Annotated in this window: 16 protein-coding genes; 5 read left to right on the top strand and 11 right to left on the bottom strand. The window is 59.2% G+C overall.

Annotated elements, in window-relative coordinates:
• Window positions 1-19: 19 nt before the first annotated feature.
• Window positions 20-379, bottom strand: coding sequence for a DUF6124 family protein (locus RMV17_RS05125; RefSeq protein ID WP_038357705.1), 360 nt, complete (start codon window positions 377-379; stop codon window positions 20-22).
• A 990-nt stretch (window positions 380-1,369) separates the two neighbouring features.
• Here RMV17_RS05125 and RMV17_RS05120 point away from each other — a divergent pair.
• Entirely contained in the window at window positions 1,370-7,099 is a 5,730-nt protein-coding gene (locus RMV17_RS05120) for a membrane-targeted effector domain-containing toxin (protein WP_311885937.1), read from the top strand.
• A gap of 69 nt (window positions 7,100-7,168) precedes the next feature.
• On the opposite strand, the gene RMV17_RS05115 is transcribed toward RMV17_RS05120, so the two are convergent.
• Both RMV17_RS05115 and purL read right to left on the bottom strand, forming a co-directional pair.
• A complete protein-coding gene (locus RMV17_RS05115) occupies window positions 7,169-7,480 on the bottom strand; it encodes a YqfO family protein (protein WP_034154805.1) in 312 nt (103 codons plus the stop codon).
• 5 nt (window positions 7,481-7,485) lie between these two features.
• Window positions 7,486-11,382 (bottom strand): phosphoribosylformylglycinamidine synthase, encoded by a 3,897-nt coding sequence (gene purL, locus RMV17_RS05110; protein ID WP_311885936.1) that lies wholly within the window; start codon window positions 11,380-11,382, stop codon window positions 7,486-7,488.
• A gap of 285 nt (window positions 11,383-11,667) precedes the next feature.
• Between purL and mltF the strand changes: the two genes are divergently transcribed.
• Entirely contained in the window at window positions 11,668-13,128 is a 1,461-nt protein-coding gene (gene mltF, locus RMV17_RS05105; RefSeq protein ID WP_077571241.1) for a membrane-bound lytic murein transglycosylase MltF, read from the top strand.
• Window positions 13,129-13,255: 127 nt separating this feature from the next.
• On the opposite strand, the gene pdxJ is transcribed toward mltF, so the two are convergent.
• The 8 genes from pdxJ to lptF form a co-directional block, all read right to left on the bottom strand.
• Window positions 13,256-14,002, bottom strand: coding sequence for a pyridoxine 5'-phosphate synthase (pdxJ, locus tag RMV17_RS05100; RefSeq protein WP_047292711.1), 747 nt, complete (start codon window positions 14,000-14,002; stop codon window positions 13,256-13,258).
• A gap of 46 nt (window positions 14,003-14,048) precedes the next feature.
• Window positions 14,049-14,738 (bottom strand): DNA repair protein RecO, encoded by a 690-nt coding sequence (gene recO, locus RMV17_RS05095; RefSeq protein ID WP_311885935.1) that lies wholly within the window; start codon window positions 14,736-14,738, stop codon window positions 14,049-14,051.
• 165 nt (window positions 14,739-14,903) lie between these two features.
• Complete coding sequence (gene era, locus RMV17_RS05090; protein ID WP_016771562.1) at window positions 14,904-15,806, bottom strand: GTPase Era; 903 nt, start codon at window positions 15,804-15,806, stop codon at window positions 14,904-14,906.
• A complete protein-coding gene (gene rnc / locus RMV17_RS05085; protein ID WP_016986099.1) occupies window positions 15,799-16,488 on the bottom strand; it encodes a ribonuclease III in 690 nt (229 codons plus the stop codon). Before rnc ends, era begins: the two co-directional genes overlap by 8 nt.
• Before the next feature lie 169 nt (window positions 16,489-16,657).
• On the bottom strand, window positions 16,658-17,512 hold the full coding sequence (gene lepB, locus RMV17_RS05080; RefSeq protein ID WP_034154801.1) for a signal peptidase I: 855 nt from the start codon (window positions 17,510-17,512) through the stop codon (window positions 16,658-16,660).
• A 5-nt stretch (window positions 17,513-17,517) separates the two neighbouring features.
• Window positions 17,518-19,317 carry a translation elongation factor 4 gene (gene lepA / locus RMV17_RS05075; RefSeq protein WP_034154800.1) on the bottom strand — a complete coding sequence of 600 codons (1,800 nt, stop codon included), beginning with the start codon at window positions 19,315-19,317 and terminating at the stop codon, window positions 17,518-17,520.
• Between the two features lie 173 nt (window positions 19,318-19,490).
• Window positions 19,491-20,552 (bottom strand): LPS export ABC transporter permease LptG, encoded by a 1,062-nt coding sequence (lptG, locus tag RMV17_RS05070; protein ID WP_093436914.1) that lies wholly within the window; start codon window positions 20,550-20,552, stop codon window positions 19,491-19,493.
• Entirely contained in the window at window positions 20,545-21,666 is a 1,122-nt protein-coding gene (gene lptF, locus RMV17_RS05065) for an LPS export ABC transporter permease LptF (protein WP_034154798.1), read from the bottom strand. Before lptF ends, lptG begins: the two co-directional genes overlap by 8 nt.
• A gap of 576 nt (window positions 21,667-22,242) precedes the next feature.
• On the opposite strand from lptF, the gene RMV17_RS05060 reads away from it, so the two are divergent.
• Genes RMV17_RS05060 through RMV17_RS05050 form a run of 3 tightly spaced genes read left to right on the top strand, consistent with a single transcriptional unit; the run spans window position 22,243 to window position 24,629 of the window.
• Complete coding sequence (locus tag RMV17_RS05060) at window positions 22,243-23,733, top strand: leucyl aminopeptidase (RefSeq protein ID WP_034154797.1); 1,491 nt, start codon at window positions 22,243-22,245, stop codon at window positions 23,731-23,733.
• A gap of 57 nt (window positions 23,734-23,790) precedes the next feature.
• Window positions 23,791-24,219: a DNA polymerase III subunit chi gene (locus RMV17_RS05055; RefSeq protein WP_007909049.1), complete on the top strand. Its 429-nt coding sequence runs from the start codon at window positions 23,791-23,793 to the stop codon at window positions 24,217-24,219.
• A gap of 8 nt (window positions 24,220-24,227) precedes the next feature.
• Complete coding sequence (locus RMV17_RS05050; protein WP_311885934.1) at window positions 24,228-24,629, top strand: DNA polymerase III subunit chi; 402 nt, start codon at window positions 24,228-24,230, stop codon at window positions 24,627-24,629.
• Window positions 24,630-24,677: the final 48 nt, after the last annotated feature.

The following is a 24,677-nucleotide window of genomic DNA, read 5'->3' as shown; positions in this document are numbered from 1 at the left end:
ATGAACGATGACGCGATCGTCAGGTTTGTGGATCGACTCGATCCAGCGCCCGGTTTACCGCGAGTTCGGCGAGCATGATGATTTGCTGGATACCTAGCGCGGTGCTGCGCTGCAGGCCGGTTAGCTCATTGGCAAAGTTGCTGGTAGCAGCGCTTGCCGAGGCTAACGATTCGCAGGCATGAGCGAGCAGACTTTCGGTGTCGACCTCTGGGCAGACCATGAACATGGTGCTCGGTCGGCGGGGCTTTGCGGGTTCGGGGCACAGGTAGAAGTCGAGGGCGCGTTTGATGGCTTCGCGGTTTCGGGCCTGGTCTTCGGCGCGGAGGGTTTCTTCGAGTGGGGTTTTGGTTTCGGGTGGATCGGGTACGGGCTTAGTCATTGCAATGATCTCTAATCAATGATTGAGCCATCACTGGTCGTTTCTCACGCGACGAAGAGGTGGCAGCTATGTGCGGAGTGAGAAACCGGTAAGAGATCAACCCGGCCGAACCGAAGTCCGCCCGCACACAGCCGCCATAGAACATCACCGGCAGCAAATGAGCTGGCGGCGATTATGGTGCTACTGACGTTTGATTAAAACCTCTTACCGGGTTCTCACACCCGATCACCGATTTGCGGTGACAGCCAAAGACTAGAGACCCGACGTCCGACGGACAACCTGAAAACCTTGTGGGAAGGTTCTGGCTATTCGACACATCATTAAACAGCCAAAAGCAAACCCTCACCCTAGCCCTCTCCCAGAGGGAGAGGGGACTGACCGAGGTGTTTGGTGGATGTACGCCTAAGTGAAATACCGAGTCGAACTCAGATCTCGAAAAGCCCACAAATCGGCTTCCTCTCCCTCGGGAGAGGGCTGGGCGGGCGGCGTTCCGATGAGGGGCGAATCCACCAAAAAATCAACGCCGAACACCCGTGCTCTTCACCACTCAACAGGATGAGCGTTAGCTCGGCTGCGGCTTTTGATCTTGATCCACAGGCCCCGTCGGCAGGCTGAGTGGAGGGATTTATCCGGGGGTGGGAGCGCAGCGACCGTTTGGCGCAGCCAAATGCATCGAGAGGAGGTGCAGCGAAGCAAACCGTAGGCGATGCGCCCGGATGAATTCCGGAGCGAAGGAACCCCGAGCTTTAGCGAGAGGGCCGAACGTTGGGGCAAGCCTTTTGGGTTACCTTTTCGGCGTTTGGAAAAGGTGACCCGCCGTAAGGGCGGAACCCTAAGCAGCCGTTACCACAGCAACGGATATGTACCCATGAATCCTGAGCGACACACAACACCAGGTGCGCAGGCGTTCTTCAATACATATGTACCACCATCACCACTGCCACCCTCGCCATGCTGAAGACTCTTCCCACCAGCATGGAGGCTGTGCCGATGAGCACTTCCGCCGCACCCACGTCCGAAGAGATCAGGAACGATCTCAATCAGATCGGCCATCACCTCTTCAAGTTCGAAACCCCTCTGGTTGCCGAACAAGCCTCGACGACCGAGCAGCTGTACCTCAAACGCCTGGTCGAGCAGCTGAAAAAATACCGCGAACACTTCCTGCAGCGTAGCCGCGCGCTTTATCAGGCACTGCAAACCAGCGACCTGCACAGCGACGCGGGCAAGAAGCTGATCGCAGCGCTCAAGATCAAACTCGACTCGCAGTTGCTCAACATGGATCTTCGCGATCTGATCGATGGCAAACCGGCTAAAACCTTCTTGAAATACGACGCCGGCTTCACCGCCCTCGGTCACGAGGCGCGCCAGGCCGTCAAGGATCGCCTGCTAGCGCCGGAAGCCGGTTTGCTTGTGGAAAAAACGGATCTGGGGCCGATGCTGCGTCCAGCCACTTACGCGCTACAGTTCAGTTACCAAGGCGTCACCGTCGAGCTGGCCGGTGCCTTTGTCATCACTGAAAAGGACAGCCACCGGGTCAGCGACCTGCTGACCGATCAGCGCGTCGGCTATGTCGTGCTGTTTACACCGGCAAGAGGCCTTGAGTATTTCGACGCTCTGGCCGACCTCGATGCCCATCTGCTTGATGGCTTCAAGAAAGCCACCGGATCCGAAGGTTTCATGCAGTTGTTGCCGACGCGATATCACCACATCGGCGCAGCAGGGATCTGGCCGCTGCAACTGGCGCCGATCGACAGCAAACCAGTGTTTGAACATACCTACGATGCGTTGATCGAAAAACGCACGCAGGACATCGAGCGCGCACTGAGCCTTGACGACAATCCGCAAAAAGACGCTGCGCAACTGGTCGCGGCCCTCGACCGGGCCATCATCAGCGCACTGCCGGACCCCACGCAGCGCCTGGAATTGCGAGCGCAAATCCTGTTCGAGCGCCACCTGCGCAACAGCGCTCCGGATTGGTATCGCAGCGCCAGCGCGACGAAGCAGACCGAGCTGGCGCAGCAGGCAGGCAATTACCATAAGGCACGGCAGACACTGCTCGACCTGATGGGGCCGGCGGCCAACCTGATGGCTCTGGCTCGCCATCAATGGCTTGAGTGCCTGAGCGATGACCTGGAAATTGATGATCTGGAACCCGAAAACCTGCAGATCTGCACCTATCGTCGGGTTGTGAGCTACAGTTTCTTTGAGCATCGGCGCAATCTGCTCGAGCTGTCCTTGCGCGGGCCGCATACCGGCGATGAGTTGGCGGGCTCGGAGTTTCTCACCTATACCACCCTCACCTACAACGATGCGCCGTTGCCGGAATCGTACTCGGACGTGACGCCGGCATGGCTTGTCGAGCAAGCCTTGAAGTTGCAGCCGCGCGTCGACTTCAATCACTTGCAAAAAGAGATGCAGGCGCGATCCACCATCAAGCCAGCGCTTGAACACATGCTTGATCAACGGATCCTCGCGCTGGCCTGCGCGGCGGTGCTGAAGGGCCATCTGCTCGACAGCGATCTGCAACTGATCCGCGATCTGCGCAGTGGCAGCGCCCCACACCTGCGTGCTTCAACGCTGTCCCTGCATGGCGCCCAATTACAGGATCTTTGGATACTTCGACAAAGCGACAGTGCCGGAGCCACCACACGTGTATTGCTCTGCACCCCGGAAGCACCGCGAGACCGGCATTTCCAGGCGTTCGCCAGCGAACTCGAATGCAAGACTCACATCCTCCGTTGGGCCGGACACAGCCATGACACCAACAGCATGGCCAGCTACCTGATCAGCCGCGCACCGATGCGTTTTCGCCAAAGCGTTTACAAAGTGCTCTCCGGTCTGAATCTCAAGCCTGGGGATCTGGAGCACAAAAAGATCACCTTCGAAAACACCGGCAATCATCTCGTCTGCCTGCGGGCGATGGCCGACCACGTGTTGGCCACTCGAACCGACGACTATGACTTCAGCACTCCAGCCTGGTATCGCACGACCACACCGGCCAATCGCAGAAAGCTGGCGACACTGTCTGAAGAGGCCGAGGGCGCGTCGCAGGCATACGACAAACACAAGTCATCGGATAGCCGCTTCCCGACGTTTGAGGCGTTCGTGCATGAACAAGCGAAAAAAAGCCTGAACCAATTGCTCAAGCGCCCGGCCAACGATGTTGACCCGGATACTGTGTGGGCCTACTCACCTCTCTCTATCGTGCGTTCGTCGACACCTGAGCCGGTGAACTACACCCGTTTGTACCGCGATGGCTACGAAGACGGCTTAGGTTTTCTCAATGAAAAGTTTTCCCGCTCGGCGCGCTTCAAAGGGCCGCCCGGGATCGATATCAGCAACCTGACGCCGCAGAATGTTGCACGCTCGGTCACCGGTGTCTGGATCGGTGAACGGTACACCGCCAAGGTCAAAAAGGACCTGCAAAACCCTGCAAGCGAGGCTTACCATCTCAGGCGCAACACGACGCTGGCCATCACCCAGCGCCAGATGAAATACGCGGCACTGGAATGCCGTCTGCAGGGCCATATCGTCAGCAGCGACCTGGTATGGCTCGAGCAGAGCATCGACAGCATGGGTGACACATCGAAGCAGAGGCAGAAAAACTATCCGATCCACCGACTGATGATCGACGGGGAATGGGTGCTCGACAACTGGCTGTTCAGCCATGACAAAAATCCGGTCCTGCTCTACACCCCCGGCGCCCCCGATGGCGTCAGCTTCCGCGAAGCCAGACTGTTCAATTACCTGCTCAAACAGCAGGACGGCATGATCGAGTATTTCACCCGGCGGGTGAGCGTTGAGTCCCAGACCAGGTTTCGTACCTTCCTCGAAGCCGTCAGAAAAAGCCTGCCCAAGGACCTCGACAAGACCACGCCGAGCCCTGCACGTTACGACTCGACCCGCGCGCTGGTCCCCGTCAGCGACCTGCGTCAAGGTTTGTACGACATGAAACTGCAGCGCAAGATCGACGACATTCACGCGACCACTACCAGTCGCGCCGAAATGATTGCCGGCCTGGTCTGGACATGTGTCGAATGGGCCACCGCGATTGCCACTGCGCCCTTTCCGCTACTGAGTCTGAGCACCGGCCTGCTACTGGCATTCAAGGACGCCATGCTCGCCCTGCACGCCTATCGTCAGGGCAAAAACAGCGAAGCGTTTCAGCACTTTCTCGGTTATCTGTTCAACAGTGCAGGCGCGGTGTTGACCGACCTGCGTCCAGCCCTGCGCTCACTCAAACCTCTCAACCGCCCGCTGCGCCTGACTGCGGGCAGCGCCGCCACTGAACAGGCACGTGTATCGGCGCTGGTCGACCAGGTTGAGCCAACTGTGCCGTCCTCGGACATGCGACCGGTGGTTTACGAAGGCCGGGTCCTGTGGGCATCGAATACGACCGATATCGCCGGTCGTTACTTGTTGCATAGCCTCGACCCTGACACCGGCAGATTCTTGTCCACCACGATCCTGGCCATGACCGACTCCAACGGCGTGATGGTGCGCAGTCGCGTGCCCGGCGGTGCGCCGAAGTACGAACCTGTGCCGCAGACCTCTAGCCCGCAGTTAGACTATGGCATACCGCCCAAATACCGGGAACACATTGAAATGGTGATGAACCCGCAATCCCGCGAAGACATCATCAAAGCGAGCGAGTACTACCTGGGTTCCTCTCCCGAACTCTCACTCTTCGGCGCAGCCCAGAATCTCGACAAAACGCGCTTGGCCTACCGGAAACAAGTCGAGAAGCTGACCAACGACGCCGCGCGTCACTTTGAAGACCTCACGCCTCTGCCTGCTCGGGCCGAAGCCCCCGCAGTCGCGGCCGACACGTCATTTGCTCAATTGATCGCCAGCGACGCGTTCACCGGCAAAAATCTGGTCATCGGCGCCGAACCTGGCTCTATCGCCAGCAAGCAGGCGATAATCAACGGTATGGACGCGCTGATCGACAGCGGGTTCAAACGCATCTATGTGGAATATCTTCCGGGCGACGTCTTCAACGTCAAACTGGATAAGTTCAATAAAGGCAAATCCTGGAAGCACATCAAAAGGCATCTGAAGGCAGTCGATAAAAAACTGGAGCATGCACCCGACTCCCCCTTCTCCTACCTGTCGCTGGTGCGCACGGCCCGGGAAAAGGGTTTGAAGGTCAAAGCACTGGACGCCTCGACCGGTTATAACCTGGACGGTGCCTTGCTGATGGTCGAGTTTCCGCCATTCACCCCGCGGAGCAACAGTGTCAGGAATTTCTACTCGTACAAAACCATTGCCGACGATATGGCCGATGCACCTGGAGAACGCTGGATAGTCCTGACCGACCAATCGCGCATGACCACGTTTGGCAACACGCCCGGCCTGGCCGATCTACACGACGCCGTCGCGGTGCGCATCGAGGATATTCCATTGGGCCAGCCGGCACGCATCAGTGTGGATTCACCCGATGCCGTCGTCGACAATGTCACGGCCAAAGGCGATTATCAGGTGAGATTACCCACGGCTTACAAGACCCGTCTTCCACGCCTGCAGCCCGCAGAGGCGGCTGATCCCGGCGCTCAGCATTTCAGCGAGTTCGATATCCCGTTGTCGATGCGTGACGAAATAGCTCGACAGCGCGTGAGGCCCATGGCATTGCACACCAGCTTCCCTCCGCAAATAAAAACGCAGAAGGAAGCATTCGATGCCTTCGTCGTCAGCCGCAAACGCCTGAAGAAGGCAGCGAGTGACGCCTTCACGGACTTCACGCCGCCCCCGGCCGTCACGCTGCCAAAAATTGTCGATAACACCGATTTCAACGGACTTCTCCGACCATTGGCCGACAGTCGCCTGAATCTGGTGGTCGGTGAGGTGCCTGCTCAGCAATCGGGCAAGGCTCAGCTCAATGCGCACTTGAAGGCGCTCAAGGACGCCGGGTACGACACCCTGTATATGGAGCATCTGATGACCGATCTGCACCAGGCCGATCTGGATCAGTTTTATCGCACCCAACACATGCCCGAGCGACTCAAAACCTTTCTGAAAGATCTGGACAACGACCTACTACCGTTCGACCCCGGTAACCATACGTATACAGAGGTGGTTCAGGCCGCTGCCAAAAACAATCTGCGTATCAGGGCGCTTGACTGCACCTCCAGCTACCATGTCAGCGATTTTTCTGACCCGGACCTGTCACGAAAGCAGATGTTCAGCTATTTCGCGACCCAGGTGATCGAAGCCGACCAACTGGCAAACGGCCCGCACCCATGGGTCGCCTTTGTCAGCAGCAAGCACACCAATTACAACCTTGGCGTACCAGGCTTGGCCGATACACTCGGCGCCGTCGGCCTTCACATACGCGATGCGGCCCCTGAACTGGCCAGAGGTATCCATCGCGGAGTGTGGGAAGTTACTGATTCTGGCACCAGCGGTGCTAACCGGGCGTTACGCGCCGACTTCACAATGGACGTCGCCGTTGCCGGGAAGAACAAGCCGGCAGCGGTTGTCTCTGTCGACCGCAGCAAGCTGATCAAAGCCGGAGACTTCCTGATCGAACGCCCCAGTTCGACCGAAGCCATTCTGGTGCACAAATCAGGCACCGGCGACATCGTCACCACACCGATCCAGGTGGATGACAAAGGCTTGCTTTACGTTGATCGATGGGGGAAACAAAACCAGCGTTTCAACTATCTGCACAAGCTGATTGAAATGCTCATTGACGACAAGAAGATGAGGCCCGTCTTGTAAAAGTCATCGGCAACAAAAAACCCGCTGAAATCACTTTCAGCGGGTTTCCTGTTTCAACAGCACAGAAGATCAGAAATCTTCCAGTCGCCACACTTCATAAGCGGGCGTCTCATAGGGATGACCAAGCTTCAACGCCGCCACAACAGCAACGATCAGCTCATCCGCCACCACAAGCTCAACCTTCCATTCCTCGACCCGCTCAACCTGCCCCGTCTCACCCAGAAACGGCTGACTGCCGTCCAACGGACGAAACTGGCCCAGACCGAGCACCTGCCAGGCACAGTGGTCATAGTCACCGATCCGCCCACCACCGGCAGCGAACACAGCGCCTTTGACCACCTCGACATGACTGTCGGGAACAAAAAAGGCGAGCTTGTACACAGGCCTTAGTTCACCCAGACGCGCGCATTACGGAACATGCGCATCCACGGTGCATCTTCGTTCCAGTCTTCCGAACGCCACGAGTTCTGCACGGCACGGAACACACGCTCCGGGTGCGGCATCATGATCGTCACACGGCCATCACGGCTGGTGAGTCCGGTAATCCCGCGCGGCGAACCGTTCGGGTTGGCCGGGTAACGCTCGGTGACCTTGCCGTGGTTGTCGACGAAACGCATCGCCACGCAACCCGACAGATCGGCTTCCAGCAGTGCTTCTTCGCTGGAGAACTCGGCGTGACCTTCACCGTGAGCAATGGCGATCGGCATACGCGAACCGGCCATGCCTTGCAGGAAGATCGAGTTCGATTCCTGGATCTGCACCATCGCCACGCGCGCTTCGAACTGCTCGGAGCGGTTGCGCACGAAGTGCGGCCAGAACTCGCTGCCCGGAATCAGCTCGTGCAGGTTGGACATCATCTGGCAACCGTTGCACACGCCGAGGGTGAAGCTGTCGTTACGCTCGAAGAAACCCTGGAACGCGTCGCGGGCGCGGCTGTTGAACAGCGCCGACTTGGCCCAGCCTTCACCGGCGCCGAGGACGTCGCCGTAGGAGAAACCACCGCAGGCCACCAGACCTTTGAACTCGTTCAGGTCGACACGGCCAGCGAGAATGTCGCTCATGTGCACGTCGATTGCGTTGAAACCGGCGCGGTCGAACGCAGCGGCCATTTCCACCTGACCGTTGACGCCCTGCTCACGCAGCACGGCAACCTGTGGGCGGATGCCTTTCTTGATGTAAGGCGCGGCGATGTCCTGGTTGACGTCATAGCTCAGCTTGACGCTCAGGCCCGGATTGTCTTCTTCCAGCAGCACGTCGAACTCTTGCTCGGCGCAGTCGGCGTTGTCACGCAGACGCTGGATCTGGTAGCTGGTCTCGGCCCACTGACGTTGCAGCAGACGACGCTGGCCTTCGAACACGGTGTCACCGTTGAAGGTGATGTTGATCTGGCCATTGTTGATCGGCTGACCGATCACCGACACGCAGTCGCCCAGACCGGCCGCGCTGAATTGCGCGAGGATGTCCGGCGTGGCGTCCTGACGAACCTGGATCACTGCACCCAGTTCTTCGTTGAACAGGATCGCAGCGATTTCCGCCGAGGACTCGGCAACGCTATCGAGGTTCAGGCTCAGACCGCAGTGGCCGGCGAAGGCCATTTCCACCACGGAGGTCAGCAGACCACCGTCGGAACGGTCGTGGTAAGCCAGCAAGTGACCGTCGGCGTTCAAGCCCTGGATCACTGCGAAGAAGGCTTTCAGGTCTTCGGCGTCATCGACGTCCGGCGCGTGTTTGCCGAGTTTGCCGTGTGTCTGAGCAAGGATCGAAGCACCCATACGGTTCTGACCACGACCGAGGTCGATCAGGATCAGGTCGGTGGTACCCTTGTCCATGCGCAGTTCCGGGGTCAGGGTCTGACGGATGTCAGCCACTGGCGCGAAACCGGTCACGATCAGTGACATCGGCGAAGTTACGGTTTTTTCTTCGCCGTTGTCGTTCCAGCGAGTAGCCATGGACATCGAGTCCTTGCCCACCGGAATGGTGATGCCCAGCTCAGGGCACAATTCCATACCGACCGCTTTCACGGTGTCGTACAGACGCGCGTCTTCGCCCGGGTGGCCGGCAGCCGACATCCAGTTCGCCGACAATTTGATGTCGGAGAGCTTGTTGATGCGCGAAGCGGCGATGTTGGTCAGGGTTTCGCCGATAGCCATGCGGCCCGACGCCGGAGCGTCCAGCAGAGCCAGCGGAGTACGCTCGCCCATCGCCATCGCTTCACCGGTGTAGACGTCGAAACTGGTCGCGGTAACGGCAACGTCAGCTACTGGAACCTGCCATGGGCCAACCATCTGATCACGGGCCACGAGGCCGGTGATGGTGCGGTCGCCGATGGTGATCAGGAAGCTTTTGCTCGCCACGGCCGGGTGATGCAGAACGCGTTCGATGGATTCGCTGATGTCGAGGTTCGACGGATCGAAGTCATCGCCCAGCTCGGCTTCGCGTACCACCGAACGGTGCATGCGCGGGGCTTTGCCCAGCAACACTTCCAGCGGCATGTCCACCGGGTTGTTGCCGAAGTGGCTGTCGGTCACGGTCAGTTGTGGCTCGGCAGTGGCTTCACCAACAACGGCAAACGGGCAGCGCTCGCGTTCGCAGATCGCCTGGAAGCGCTCGAAGTCTTCCGGGCCGACGGCCAGAACATAACGTTCCTGGGATTCGTTGGACCAGATTTCGTGCGGGGCCATGCCCGGCTCGTCGTTGGGAATGTTGCGCAGTTCGAAACGGCCACCGCGGTCGCCGTCGTTGACCAGTTCCGGGAAGGCGTTGGACAGACCGCCCGCGCCGACGTCGTGGATGAAGCTGATCGGGTTTTTGTCACCCAGTTGCCAGCAACGGTCGATGACTTCCTGGCAGCGACGCTCCATTTCAGGGTTTTCACGCTGCACGGAAGCGAAGTCGAGATCCGCCGAGCTGGTGCCGGTCGCCATCGAGGAAGCGGCGCCGCCACCCAGACCGATCAACATCGCCGGGCCGCCGAGGACGATCAGCTTGGAGCCAACGACGATCTCGCCTTTCTTGACGTGTTCTTCGCGGATGTTGCCCATGCCGCCAGCGAGCATGATCGGCTTGTGGTAACCGCGAACTTCGTCACCGTGCGGGGTGCTGATCGATTGTTCGAAGGTACGGAAGTAGCCGGTCAGGGCCGGACGGCCGAATTCGTTGTTGAACGCGGCGCCGCCGAGCGGGCCTTCGATCATGATATCCAGCGCGGTAACGATGCGCTCAGGCTTGCCGTACGGCACTTCCCACGGCTGTTCGAAGCCGGGGATCTGCAGGTTGGACACGGTGAAACCGGTCAGGCCAGCCTTTGGCTTGGCGCCACGGCCGGTTGCACCTTCGTCACGGATCTCGCCACCGGAACCGGTCGACGCGCCCGGGAAAGGAGCGATCGCGGTCGGGTGGTTGTGGGTTTCAACCTTCATCAGGATGTGCACCGGCTCCTGCACCGCGCCGTACTGGCGGGTTTCAGGGTTCGGGAAGAAACGGCCGGCAACGTTGCCGACGATCACCGAGGCGTTGTCCTTATAAGCCGACAGAACGCCTTCGCTGTGCATCACGTAGGTGTTCTTGATCATGCCGAACAGGCTTTTTTCCTGGTTCTCGCCATCAATATCCCAACTGGCGTTGAAGATCTTGTGACGGCAGTGCTCGGAGTTGGCCTGGGCGAACATCATCAGTTCGATGTCGTGCGGGTTGCGCTTCAAGCCGTTGAAGGCGTCGACCAGATAGTCGATTTCGTCTTCGGCGAGGGCCAGACCCAGTTCGGTGTTGGCTTTTTCCAGCGCGGCGCGACCGCCACCGAGGATGTCGATCGCAGTCAGCGGCTTCGGCTCGGCGTGGCTGAACAGACCGGCAGCCTGTTCCAGATTGCTCAGGACGATCTGGGTCATGCGGTCATGCAGCACGTCGGCAATCTGCTGGGCTTCGGCTTCGCTGAACTGACCGGCCACGTAGAAGGCGATACCGCGCTCCAGACGCTGGATCTTGCTCAGGCCGCAGTTGCGGGCGATGTCGCTGGCCTTGCTCGACCATGGCGAGATGGTGCCGAAACGCGGCAACACCAGAAACAGACGACCGGTCGGCTCTTGTACCGGAACGCTTGGGCCGTACTTCAGAAGGCGCGCTAGCACCTGCTGTTCGTCGCCGGTCAGGACGCCGGTGACTTCGGCGAAGTGAGCGAATTCAGCATACAGGCCACTGACAGCTGAAACCTTCTGGCTCAGTTGCTCAAGGAGTTTGCTGTGGCGAAAGGCAGAAAGGGCAGGAGCGCCGCGCAGGATCAACATCTTCGGGACAGCCTCGGGAAGGGGTGTGCTTTGAGGCCGTGCATTCTAGCCTAAACCGCCCTCAACATCACCCGAAACGCTACGCACGGTTGCACTCGGATATCAATCTGTGTTTCCGACTTCAGAGTCAGGTAAATCAGTTATTCAGAGGCCGCTTATTTTTACTGTAACAAAAAGCCGTAAAGGCCCGTTTCTGCTGGGTTTCGTGCGGTTTTGTGATCGCTAGCAGACTCGCCCTGCACTGTCGAGATATGGCGCTCGTGGCCGTTTGCGTATACTGCGCAGATGTTTTTTCCAACGGCTTTGCGTCCGCGGTACGCCAAATGGCTGATCGCAACCGGACTCTTCCTGATGCTCGGTGGCTGTGTTGATAAACCCAACACACTCGAGCGCGTAAAGGAGGATGGTGTGCTGCGGGTGATTACCCGTAACAGCCCCGCCACCTACTTTCAGGATCGCAGCGGTGAAACCGGCTTCGAATACGAGCTGGTGAAGCGTTTCGCCGACGATTTGGGCGTAGAACTGAAGATCGAGACCGCCGACAACCTCGATGACCTGTTCGATCAGATCGGTAAACCGAACGGCCCGGTGCTGGCCGCCGCCGGTCTGGTCAGCAGCGAACAGCGCAAGCAGCAGGTGCGGTTCTCGCACTCTTATCTCGAAGTCACCCCGCAGATCATTTACCGCAACGGCCAGTCACGGCCGACCGACCCGGGCGATCTGGTCGGCAAGAAAATCATGGTGCTCAAAGGCAGCACCCACGCCGAACAACTGGCGGAACTGAAAAAGAAATTTCCCGGCATCGAATACGAAGAGTCCGACGCGGTTGAAGTGGTCGACCTGTTGCGCATGGTCGATGAAGGCCAGATTGACCTGACCCTGGTCGACTCCAACGAAGTGGCGATGAATCAGGTGTACTTCACCAATATTCGTGTGGCCTTCGACCTCGGCGATGCGCGCAGCCAGAGCTGGGCGGTTGGCCCGGGCGAAGACAACAGTCTGCTCAACGAGATCAACGCGTATCTGGACAAGGTGCAGAAGAACGGCACGCTGCAGCGCTTGAAAGATCGCTATTACGGCCACGTCGATGTCCTCGGCTACATGGGCGCCACCACCTTCGCCCAGCACTTGCAGCAACGCCTGCCGAAGTACGAACAGCACTTCAAGAATTACGCGAAGAAAGAGAAAGTCGACTGGCGCCTGCTGGCCGCGATCGGTTATCAGGAATCGCTGTGGCAACCGACTGTCACCTCGAAAACCGGCGTGCGCGGCCTGATGATGTTGACCCAGAACACCGCGCAGGCGATGGGCGTATCCAATCGCCTCGATCCGAAGCAGAGCATCATGGGCGGTGCCAAGTACCTGGCTTACATGAAGGATCAGCTCGACGACTCGATCAAGGAGCCGGATCGCACCTGGTTTGCCCTGGCGGCGTACAACGTCGGCAGCGGTCATCTGGATGACGCGCGCAAACTGACGGCCAAGGAAGGCTTGAACCCGGATAAATGGCTGGATGTGAAGAAGATCCTGCCGCGCCTGTCGCAGAAGCAGTGGTACAGCAAAACTCGCTATGGCTACGCCCGAGGCGGCGAACCGGTGCATTTTGTGGCGAACATTCGTCGTTACTACGACATTCTTACCTGGGTGACGCAGCCGCAGCTTGAAGGCGATCAGGTCGCTGAGGGCAATCTGCATGTGCCCGGCATCGACAAGTCAAAGCCCACTCAAGAACCTGCCCCGCTCTAACCAACACCCCAAAAACAAATGTGGGAGCGAGCCTGCTCGCGAAGGCGTCGTGTCAGTCGACATCATCTTTGACTGATACAACGCTTTCGCGAGCAGGCTCGCTCCCACCGTTGTTATGCGTTGATCTTCAGCCTTTCAACGCGGCAGCCAGGATCAGCGCCTTCATTTCCGATACGGCAGACTTGAAGCCGACGAACAACGCATGCGCCACCAGCGCGTGGCCGATGTTCAGTTCGTTGATACCTTTGATCGCCGCGACGGCTTCAACGTTGTGGTAATGCAAGCCGTGCCCCGCGTTGACGATCAGGCCTTGGGCCAGACCAAACGCCACACCGTCCGCCACACGCTTCAATTCTTCAGCCACTTCAGTCGGGGTTTCGGCATCGGCGTAACGACCGGTGTGCAGCTCGATGGCTGGGGCGCCAACACGCTTCGACGCAGCAATCTGACGCTCGTCGGCATCAATGAACAGCGACACTTCGCTGCCGATCTTCGACAGACGCTCGACCGCTGCCTTGATGCGCTCCTCCTGCCCCGCTACATCCAGACCGCCTTCAGTGGTCAGCTCCTGACGGGTTTCCGGGACCAGACAGATGTGCGCAGGACGGATGCGTTCGGCGAACGCCATCATTTCTTCGGTGACGCCCATTTCGAAGTTCATGCGGGTTTGCAGCACATCCTTGAGCAACAGGACATCGCGCTCCTGAATGTGTCGGCGGTCTTCACGCAGATGCACGGTGATGCCATCGGCACCCGCCTCTTCCGCGTCCAGTGCAGCCTTGACCGGATCCGGATAGCGCGTGCCACGGGCCTGACGCAGGGTGGCGACGTGGTCGATGTTCACGCCAAGAAGAATGCGATTGCTGGTGGTCACGGATGCGCTCCTGAAGGGAAAGATTCGGCGCACAGCATACACGGGGCTAGGGCTTGCGAAACAGTTCGCGACTGACGAGGGGACGACCGCCCAGGTGAACGGCCAGTGCCTGCCGCATCAGGCGCTTGGCGGCAGAGAGAGCGCCGGGGGCGGTCCAGTCGGCCTCGGCCATGGCCAGTAGTTCAACGCCGTTGAATAGGCCGGGCTGCAGCAGGAAAACTCGTTCGAGCCCGGCATCCACCTGCAAACGATAGAGACCGTCCGGCGCGACGGGTTCGCCGTGGACATCCATGTTCAACGAAAAACCGTAGCCGAGGTCGTCCAGCAGTCGCCATTCGAAAGAGCGCAGCAATGGCTCCAGCGGTCTACCTTCAGCTAATGCCAACAAGGTTGCGGCGTAATGATCGAATACACCTGGATGCGGGTCTTCGGCAGGCAGTAAACGGATCAGCAACTCATTGAGATAGAGACCGCTGAACAGCGCTTCACCATTGAGCCACGCCGAGGTGCCAGAGCTTTCCATGCGCCCGACATTCTTCAACTCCCCCTTGCCACGGAATTCGACTTCCAGCGACACGAACGGCCGCGCCAATGTCCCAGCCTTGCCCCGCGCACTGCGCAACACCGCCCGCAGCCGACCTTGCGGCGTGAGGAAATCCACCAACGCACTGGTTTCGCGGTAGGCGCGACTGTGCAGGACGTAGGCGGGTTGGGCGGGAGGCGGGTTTTGCGACATTGAGTTCTCGATGAAGAAACGCAGTTTTACACACAACCCAAAACCACTGTGGGAGCGAGCCTGCTCGCGAAAGCGGAGTGACAGTCAACATCAATGCTGAATGTTACATCCCTTCGCGAGCAGGCTCGCTCCCACAGTGGGTATCGGTGTTCTCTGGACCGGTGATTACAGGTCGCCGTAACCCAGCGAACGCAGCGCGCGCTCGTCGTCGGACCAGCCGCCCTTCACCTTGACCCACAGGTTGAGCATGATCTTGGAGTCGAACAGCAACTCCATGTCCTTGCGCGCTTCGGTGCCGATGCGTTTGATGCGCTCGCCCTTGTCGCCAATGATGATCTTCTTCTGGCCGTCGCGTTCAACGAGGATCAACGCATGGATGTGCAGGGTCTTGCCCTGCTGCTTGAACTCTTCGATTTCGACGGTGATCTGGTACGGCAGCTCGGCGCCCATCTGGCGCATGATCTTCTCGCGCACCAGTTCGGCAGCGAGGAAACGGCTGCTGCGGTCGGTGATCTGGTCTTCCGGGAAGAAGTGATCGTTCTCCGGCAGATGATCGGCAATCACTTTTTCCAGTGCTTCGAGGTTGTGCCCGTGCTGCGCGGAAATCGGAATGATCTGCGCGTTCGGCAGCTGTTCCTGCAACCAGCTCAGGTGCGGCATCAGCTCGGCTTTGTCTTCGATGCGGTCGGTCTTGTTCAGCGCGACGATCAGCGGGCCGGTCACGTACTGCACGCGCTCCAGAACCATCTGGTCTTCGTCGGTCCACTTGGTGCGGTCAACGACGAAAATCACCACGTCGACGTCTTTCAACGCCGCCGAAGCGGTTTTGTTCATGTAGCGGTTCAGGGCCTTTTCGCCACCCTTGTGCATGCCGGGGGTGTCGACGTAGATCGCTTGCACGTCACCCTCGGTCTTGATCCCGAGCATGTTGTGGCGAGTGGTCTGCGGCTTGCGCGAGGTGATCGCGAGCTTCTGGCCAAGGATGTGGTTCAGCAACGTCGACTTACCGACATTGGGACGGCCGACGATGGCAACATAGCCACAGCGAGTTGCGTTTGTATCAGTCATTGCCATTCTCCACGCCCAGGGCAATCAGTGCTGCGGCGGCCGCTACCTGTTCGGCAATACGACGGCTCACACCCTGACCTCGGCTTTTTTCATTCAGTAAGACAACTTCGCACTCGACGAAGAAGGTTCGGCAGTGCGGCTCGCCCTGGATATCCACCACTTCATAGCGTGGCAGATCGCAACCGCGCGATTGCAGGTGTTCCTGCAAGCGGGTTTTCGGATCCTTGTTGGTGTCGACCAGTGTCAGGCCTTCGAACTCGCCAGCCAGCCAGGCCAGCACGCGCTCACGCGCCATGTCCATGCCGGCATCAAGATAGATCGCACCGATCAAGGCTTCGAGGGCATCGGCCAGAATCGATTCGCGACGAAAACCGCCGCTTTTCAACTCACCGGAGCCCAGTCGCAGGTAATCGCCAAGGTCGAAACCGCGGGCCAGTACGGCCAGCGTCTCACCTTTTACCAGGCGTGCGCGCAAACGCGACAACTGGCCTTCGCGGGCCAGCGGGAAGCGATCGAACAGCGCCTCGCCAGCGACGAAGTTGAGGATGGCATCACCGAGGAATTCCAGGCGTTCGTTGTTGCGCCCGGCAAAACTGCGGTGTGTCAGGGCCAGCAGCATCAGCTCCTGATCCTTGAAGGTGTAACCGAGCTGGCGCTCGAGACGGCTTAGAGAAACGCTCACGGTTTACCCACGCTGAGTTCGTGGCTGGATTCCACTGCCATCGCCGGGATGCGGCGCAGGCCTGGGACAATTAACGCTGTGTTCAAAAATTAAATCCTGGCGATTGCGAAGCCGATTGTGCCGGCTCCAGAAATGCATTCGGCGCTGTGGTCAACAGCGCCGTGTGTGATTACTTGATCAGGCCAACCCGCGAAAAATTCGGCAGGTGACTGAGTTTCGGCTCCGGCCAGCTCATCCAGACCGCGAAGGCCTTGCCGACGATATTCTGGTCGGGAACCATGCCCAGCAGATCCTTGGGAATGTTCGGATCATCCCAGTAGCGACTGTCGTTCGAGTTGTCGCGGTTGTCGCCCATCATGAAGTAGTGCCCGGCGGGTACTGTCCACGAGCGGTCCGGCGTGGCGCGGTAGCGGCTCATTTCCTTGCGGATCAGATGCTCGGCGGCGCCCAGTTTCTCTTTGTACAGCTCGGCGCTGCCCAGAGTGCCCGGCTCGGCACCGATCATCTGCTCGGCAACCGACTCGCCATTCACAAACAGACGTTTGTCGGCGGTGTAACGCACCGTGTCGCCTGGCAGACCGACTACACGCTTGATGTAGTTGACGTTCGGATCGCTCGGATAGCGGAACACCATCACATCGCCACGCTGCGGGTCACCGACTTCGATGATTTTCTTGTCGATCACCGGCAGGCGGATCCCGTAAGAAAACTTGCTCACCAGAATGAAGTCGCCAACATCCAGGGTTGGCTTCATCGAGCCCGACGGGATCTGGAACGGTTCCACGAGGAACGAACGCAGCACCAGCACAATGAACAACACCGGGAAGAACGACTTGCCGTATTCAACCAGCAGCGGTTCCTTGTTCAGTTTTTCGACCACCACGACGTCGGGCTGGCTGACACTGCCTTGATAAGAGGCAATGGCCGCCCGGCGACGCGGCGCCAGGATCAACAGATCAAGCAACGCCAACAGGCCGCAGACGAACACGGCGATGACCAGCAACAGCGGGAAATTTAGTGACATAGGACCTAACTATCCAACCTGAGCACTGCAAGGAAGGCTTCTTGTGGAATTTCCACGTTGCCGACCTGCTTCATGCGTTTCTTACCGGCCTTTTGCTTCTCGAGCAGTTTCTTCTTACGGCTGACGTCACCGCCGTAGCATTTGGCCAATACGTTCTTTCTGAGCGCCTTGACGGTTGTCCGGGCAACGATCTGACCACCGATGGCGGCCTGAATCGCTACGTCGAACATCTGACGAGGAATCAGTTCTTTCATCTTCTCGGTCAACTGGCGACCTTTGTAGTGCGAGTTGTCACGGTGCACGATCAATGCCAGGGCATCGACCTTGTCGCCGTTGATCAGCACGTCCAGTTTCACCAGATTAGCCGATTGGTAACGATCGAAATGGTAATCCAGCGAAGCATAGCCGCGGCTGGTGGATTTGAGACGGTCGAAGAAGTCCAGGACCACTTCGTTCATCGGCAGGTCGTAAGTGACCTGCACCTGATTGCCGAGGAACAGCATGTCGACTTGAACGCCGCGCTTCTCGATGCACAGGGTGATGACGTTGCCCAAGTGTTCCTGCGGCACCAGAATATTGGCCCGCACGATCGGCTCGCGCATGTCTTCGATCGACGACACATCCGGCAGCTTGGATGGGTTGTCGACGTAAATCGTTTCACCGGTTTTCAGCACCAGCTCGAAAATTACCGTTGGCGCGGTGGTGATCAGGTCCAGGTCGTACTCGCGCTCGAGGCGCTCCTGGATGATCTCCATGTGCAGCATGCCGAGGAAACCGCAACGGAAGCCGAAGCCCAATGCGTCGGAGCTTTCCGGGGTGTACTGCAGCGACGAGTCGTTGAGGGTCAGCTTCTGCAGCGCTTCGCGGAAATCCTCGAAGTCGTCGGAGCTGACCGGGAACAGACCGGCGTAAACCTGCGGCTGGATGCGTTTGAAGCCTGGCAGCACTTCAACGTCCGGGGTCGAGCTCAGGGTCAGGGTGTCACCGACCGGTGCACCGTGAATGTCCTTGATGCTGGCAATGATGAAGCCCACTTCGCCGGCTTTCAGATCGGTGGTGGCGGTGTGTTTCGGGTTGAACACACCCACGCTGTCGACCAGATGGATCTTGCCGGTGGACTTGACGAGGATCTTGTCGCCCTTCTTCACGCGGCCATGACGCACGCGCACCAGGGAGACAACGCCCAGGTAGTTGTCGAACCAGGAGTCGATGATCAGCGCTTGCAGCGGATCTTCGATGTTGCCGGTCGGCGCAGGAATGGTGTGCACCAGACGTTCGAGCACTTCGTCGACACCCAGGCCGGTCTTGGCGCTGCAAGTGACGGCGTCGGTGGCGTCGATGCCAATGATCTTCTCGATTTCGTCTTTGACGCGATCAGGATCGGCCTGTGGCAGGTCGATCTTGTTCAGCACCGGCATGACCTCAAGGCCCTGCTCGATGGCGGTGTAGCAGTTGGCCACGGACTGGGCTTCTACGCCTTGACCGGCGTCGACCACCAGCAAAGCGCCTTCACAGGCAGCCAGGGAACGGCTGACTTCATAGGTGAAGTCGACGTGTCCCGGGGTGTCAATGAAGTTCAGTTGGTACTTGATGCCATCTTTGGCCGTGTAATAAAGGGTGACGCTGTGGGCCTTGATGGTGATCCCGCGTTCACGCTCCAGGTCCATGGAATCCAGTACCTGGGCTTCCATTTCACGCTCGGCCAGGCCGCCGCACATCTGGATGAAGCGATCGGCCAGCGTCGACTTGCCATGGTCAATGTGGGCGATGATGGAGAAATTGCGGATATGACTCAAATCACTCACGGATCAACACTCAAAAAGGCTGCAGGCATAGCCCGCCGAAAAATAGCCGGGAATTGTACCTGATACACGGCGCAAGCGTCACGTTCGCCTGTCACCCGGATTGCATGCAAAAACGCCCCGATCTGTCGACCGAGGCGTTTTCGAGGTTTAAAGCACAGGTCAATCGCCTGTCATCAACCGGCTCTTCGCAGCAGCCAGACACCCGCCAGTGCACAGACGCCGGCCGGTACCAGCACCGCGAACAGCGGCGAGAAACCGAACACCAGGCTGGAGGGGCCGAGCAAATCCTGGACGATACGGAAAGTGAAACCCACCAGCACACCGGTGAACACGCGCTGACCGAGAGTCACCGAACGCAACGGACCGAAGATAAAGGAGATCGCCATCAACACCAGAGCGGCAGTGACCAGCGGCTGCAACACCTTGACCCAAAATGCCAGCCAGTAACGGCCGTTGCTCAGGCCTTGCTCGGACAGGTAGTGGATGTAACCCCACAGACCACTGATCGACAGCGATTCCGGCGCCATGACCACGGTGCTGAGCAATTGCGGGCTCAACGCCACGTCCCATTGCTCGCTCGGGGTATTGACGACTTCCGTGCTGCGTTCATGGAACAGCGTGGTGGCAACGTCGGTGAGTTGCCACTTATTGCCGTCGAACTCGGCCTTCTTGGCGAAGCTCGAACTCAGCAGATGGCGCTCCTTGTCGAAGTGATAGCGGGTCACGCCATACAGCAGGCCGTTGGGTTGCACGGCGTTGATGTGGATGAATTCTTCACCCTGACGGTGCCACATACCGTGCTTGGCGCTTTGCGCGTCGCCGCTGCCTTGCGCCAGCGAGCGATTGGCCTGCGCCATGCTTTCGGTTGCCGGAGCGACGTATTCGCCGATCAGCACGCCCGCCAGCATCAGCACCAGCATTGGCTTCATGACCGCCCAGACGATACGGCCGATGGATACACCAGCGGCGCGCATGACGGTTAGCTCACTGCTGCTGGCCAGACTGCCGAGACCGATCAGGCAGCCGATCAATGCGGCCATCGGCAACATTTCGTAGAGACGGCGTGGCGCGGTCAGCAACACGAAGCTCAGCACATCAACGAGGGTGTAGGTGTCGCTAACGTCACCCATCTCATCGATGAACGCGAACAGCGTTGCCAGGCCGAGAATGATTGCCAGCACGGCGATGATCGCCATGAACACGCTGCTGCCGATGTAGCGGTCGAGTTTAACCACGGGCCACCTCCAGCGCTGCAGCGCGACGGCTGGCCATCTTCAGACGCAGCGGCTCCCAATACAGCAGGCCGAGACCGATGAACAGGAAGATCGCATGCACCCACCACAGGCCGAGGGCCGGCGGGATCTTGCCTTTTTCAAGGGCGCCGCGGGCGGCAATCAGGATCGTCAGGTAAGCCATATATAGAAGAATCGCCGGCAGCAGCTTGAGGAAACGCCCTTGGCGCGGATTGACTCGCGACAGCGGCACCGCCATCAGGGTCACGATAAACACCAGCAGCGGCAGGGACAAACGCCATTGCAGCTCGGTTTTGGAGCGGATGTCATCGCTGCCCACAAGAGATGAAGTCGGCATGGCGTCACGGTCGGTGACTTCTTCGCTGACGTCCGGCTTGGGCAGCAACACGCCATAAGTGTCGTAATGAATGGCGCGGTAATCGGCCTGCCCCGGACTGCCGTCGTAGCGATAGCCGTTGTCGAGGATCAGGTAGCGGTTACCATCGGGGCGCACTTCCTGGCGCCCGCTTTCGGCCACCAGCACGGAAATCCCGCGATCCTTTTGATCGGCACCGAGGTTTTTCTGCGAAATGAATACGCTGCCCAGATTGACGCGATCGTCGCTCAGGGTTTCGGTGTAGGTCACCCGAGTACCGTCACGCAGAGCCTGGAAGCGCCCTGGTTCGAGGGTATCGAACTCGGTCAGCGCGTCCTGCTTGTTCAGCAGCAACTGGAACTGGTTGGCGCCTTGCGGGGCCAGACCCAGGCTCAGCCACGCTACGACCAGCGCAACCAGGGTCGCCGGAAACAAGGTCATGCGAAACAGCTTCTGCTGGCTCATGCCGGTGGCCGACAGCACAGTCATCTCGCTTTCCAGGTACAGGCGACCGTACGCCAGCAGGATCCCGAGGAACAAGCCCAGCGGCAGAATCAGTTGCAGGAAACCCGGCAGACGATACCCCATGATCAGGAACAGCGAGCCCGGATCGAGCTGGCCGGCAGCGGCCTGAGCCAGATATTTGATGAAGCGACCGCTCATGATGATGACCAGCAGCACGGCACTCACGGCACTGAGGGTCAACAGGACTTCGCGGGACAGATAACGGAAGACGATCAAACCAGACACTCCAGGGTTGTCAGGCTAAGGCGGCCAAACAAGCAAACACATCGACCGGCCCGCAACGCAGAGCCGTCGAAAAAAGATGCGGCATTATCCTGTGATTGAGGGCGCCTGTCACTGCGCACACTCATCCATGTCTGTAATCCTTTGCAGATCGTACAACCTAGGGGGCGTTCTCAATTAGTTTTCACACCGCGCCGGGTCTGCTGTTGTGCAGGGCAAGGCGCGAGAAGCGTGGTTTGGTCATTCCAAATAAGCTTCGAGCAACGCAGCCCTGCACAACAGCAGGCCCGGCCCTTCGGGTTGTGCCTTAAAGCCGGCCAGTCTGCGTTGCAGGCCTTGGAAAGGGAACAACCATTCCCAGCGGCCTGCGCCTTGCCTGGCTGGCTTTAAGGCGACAACGCGGTGTGAAAACTAATTGAGAACGCCCCCTAGGGTTGTCAGGCGCGGGGAGCGAGGTTCAAACTGCGGCCCTTGTCGCAGGCTTTGGCCTGTGCCTCTTCTCTCTATAAGCAGGCGACTGCGGCCTCCGTCGAACGCCTGCGTGTTGACCATTCATTCAGGGATCCGGACATGGAACTGGTTGTAAAAAGCGTTAGCCCAGAAACGTTGAAAACCGCCACCCTGGTGGTTGCTGTCGGCGAAGGCCGCAAACTCGGTGTCGCCGCCAAACAGGTCGACGAACTGAGCGGTGGCGCGATCAGCGCCGTACTCAAGCGTGGTGATCTGGCTGGTAAAGTCGGTCAAAGCCTGCTGCTGCACAGCCTGCCGAACCTGAAAGCCGAGCGCGTGCTGCTGGTCGGCGTGGGCAAGGATGAAGAACTGGGCGACCGTCCGTTCCGTAAAATCATTGCCGGCATCCTTAACACCCTGAAGGGTCTGGGCGGCAGCGACGCCGTGCTGGCGCTGGATGAAGTTATTGTTAAAAACCGCGACAGCTACGGCAAAACCCGTCTGTTGGCGGAAACCCTGGTGGATGGCGAATACACCTTCGACCAGTTCAAGAGCCAGAAAGCCGAACCGCGCGCCCTGAAAAAAATCACCCTGCTGACCATCAAGGCTGCCCAAGCTGAAGTGCAGCGCGCCGTGAACCACGCTACTGCGATCGCCAACGGCATGGCCTTCACCCGCGATCTGGGCAACCTGCCGCCGAACATCTGCCACCCGACCTTCCTCGGCGAACAAGCCAAGAATCTGGGCAAAGAGTTCAAGGATCTGAAAGTCGAAGTCCTCGACGAGAAGAAGATCAAAGCCCTGGGCATGGGCTCGTTCTACGCCGTCGGCCAAGGCAGCGAGCAACCGCCGCGCCTGATCGTCATGCAATACAACGGCGGCAAGAAATCCGAGAAGCCGTATGCACTGGTCGGTAAAGGCATCACCTTCGACACCGGCGGCATCAGCCTGAAACCGGGCGCCGGCATGGACGAAATGAAATACGACATGGGCGGCGCTGCCTCCGTGTTCGGTACCCTGCGCGCCGTGCTTGAGCTGAAACTGCCAATCAACCTGGTGTGCATCCTCGCTTGCGCGGAAAACATGCCGAGCGGCAACGCGACTCGTCCGGGCGATATCGTCACCACCATGAGCGGCCAGACCGTGGAAATCCTCAACACCGACGCCGAAGGCCGTCTGGTGCTGTGCGACGCGCTGACCTACTCCGAGCGCTTCAAGCCGCAAGCGGTGATCGACATCGCCACCCTGACCGGCGCTTGCGTCGTTGCCTTGGGCGCCCACACTTCGGGCCTGCTGGGCAACAACGACGAGCTGATCGATCAACTGCTCAGCGCCGGCAAAGCTGCAGACGACCGTGCCTGGCAACTGCCGCTGTTTGACGAGTACCAAGAGCAACTGGACAGCCCGTTCGCCGACATTGCCAACATTGGCGGGCCGAAAGCCGGCACCATCACCGCCGCGTGCTTCCTCTCACGCTTCACCAAGAACCTCAATTGGGCGCACCTGGACATCGCGGGCACCGCGTGGACCAGCGGCGGCAAGGACAAAGGCGCCACTGGCCGTCCAGTGCCTCTGCTGACCCAGTACCTGCTGGATCGCGCCAAAGCCTGAACCCGCTGATGGGCGGCGTCACTTTCGAGTGGCGCCGCTTGCTGCTCTGGAACCGCAATGACCAAAGTCGACTTTTATATTCTGCCCAGCGCCGACCCTTCGGCTCGCCTGGACTTCGCCTGCAAGCTCACCGAGAAAGCCTGGCGCATGGGCCACCGCATCTACCTGCATTGCAGCGATGCCGCCCAGCGTGACGATCTCGATGCGCGCCTGTGGGCGTTCAAGGGCGAAACGTTCGTGCCGCATGGCCCTGCCGACAGTGAGCCGGACGGTTTGATTGTGTTGGGATTGGGCGATGACTGCGGTCAACATCAGGATTTACTGGTCAATCTCGACCTGAAAGTCCCGGCCTTTGCCAGCAAATTCGCCCGCGTGGCGGAAGTGGTGGTGGAAGATCCGACGATTCGAGCGGCTGCGCGGGAGAGTTTCCGTTTCTACCGCGAACAGGGCTATCCTCTGCAAGATCACCGTTTACAGCGACTCTGAGCATTCCAATGGACACTCCGAAACCGCAGCAAAAGTCCGCACACCTGTTGGACGATCTCGAATCGATCCGCCAGTTGCTCGGCGACGACAACCTGCAACCGCCGCTGTTGACCGATACGGTCGATGATGGCGAACAGGAACAGATTCCGATGCTGTTTGACTCTGTCGGCGCCGAGCCGGCCGCAATCGCAGTCGAACCGCAACCCGCTCCAACTCCGGCGCCGGCCGCGCAACCTGCGCCCCCTGCGAATAAAGGCCCGGACGCCCTGCTCCACCTCGACAGCGAACTGCGCGCCGCCGCGCAACTGATCATGCAGGACGTGATCGATGACTTCGCACCGCACATCGAAACCGAAATCAAACGCCGCCTCGATGCACGCATGGAACGCCTCCTAAGCCAATACGAGTAAACGCTCCTGTAGGAGCTGCCGAAGGCTGCGATCTTTTGACCTTTGTTT

The organism is Pseudomonas sp. VD-NE ins (assembly GCF_031882575.1).
Taxonomy (GTDB): domain Bacteria; phylum Pseudomonadota; class Gammaproteobacteria; order Pseudomonadales; family Pseudomonadaceae; genus Aquipseudomonas; species Aquipseudomonas fluorescens_BZ.
The sequence above is the reverse complement of the archived record's forward strand: the minus strand, read 5'-3'. Positions and strand labels throughout refer to the sequence as shown.

Excerpts from the sequence above, each read along its gene's own strand:
- RMV17_RS05055 (WP_007909049.1), top strand. The coding sequence starts at position 23,791 with ATGACCAAAGTCGACTTTTATATTCTGCCCAGCGCCGACCCTTCGGCT.
- purL (WP_311885936.1), bottom strand. The coding sequence starts at position 11,382 with ATGTTGATCCTGCGCGGCGCTCCTGCCCTTTCTGCCTTTCGCCACAGC.
- RMV17_RS05050 (WP_311885934.1), top strand. The coding sequence starts at position 24,228 with ATGGACACTCCGAAACCGCAGCAAAAGTCCGCACACCTGTTGGACGAT.
- recO (WP_311885935.1), bottom strand. The coding sequence starts at position 14,738 with ATGTCGCAAAACCCGCCTCCCGCCCAACCCGCCTACGTCCTGCACAGT.
- RMV17_RS05120 (WP_311885937.1), top strand. The coding sequence starts at position 1,370 with ATGAGCACTTCCGCCGCACCCACGTCCGAAGAGATCAGGAACGATCTC.
- lepB (WP_034154801.1), bottom strand. The coding sequence starts at position 17,512 with ATGTCACTAAATTTCCCGCTGTTGCTGGTCATCGCCGTGTTCGTCTGC.
- RMV17_RS05060 (WP_034154797.1), top strand. The coding sequence starts at position 22,243 with ATGGAACTGGTTGTAAAAAGCGTTAGCCCAGAAACGTTGAAAACCGCC.
- era (WP_016771562.1), bottom strand. The coding sequence starts at position 15,806 with ATGACTGATACAAACGCAACTCGCTGTGGCTATGTTGCCATCGTCGGC.
- RMV17_RS05125 (WP_038357705.1), bottom strand. The coding sequence starts at position 379 with ATGACTAAGCCCGTACCCGATCCACCCGAAACCAAAACCCCACTCGAA.
- mltF (WP_077571241.1), top strand. The coding sequence starts at position 11,668 with ATGTTTTTTCCAACGGCTTTGCGTCCGCGGTACGCCAAATGGCTGATC.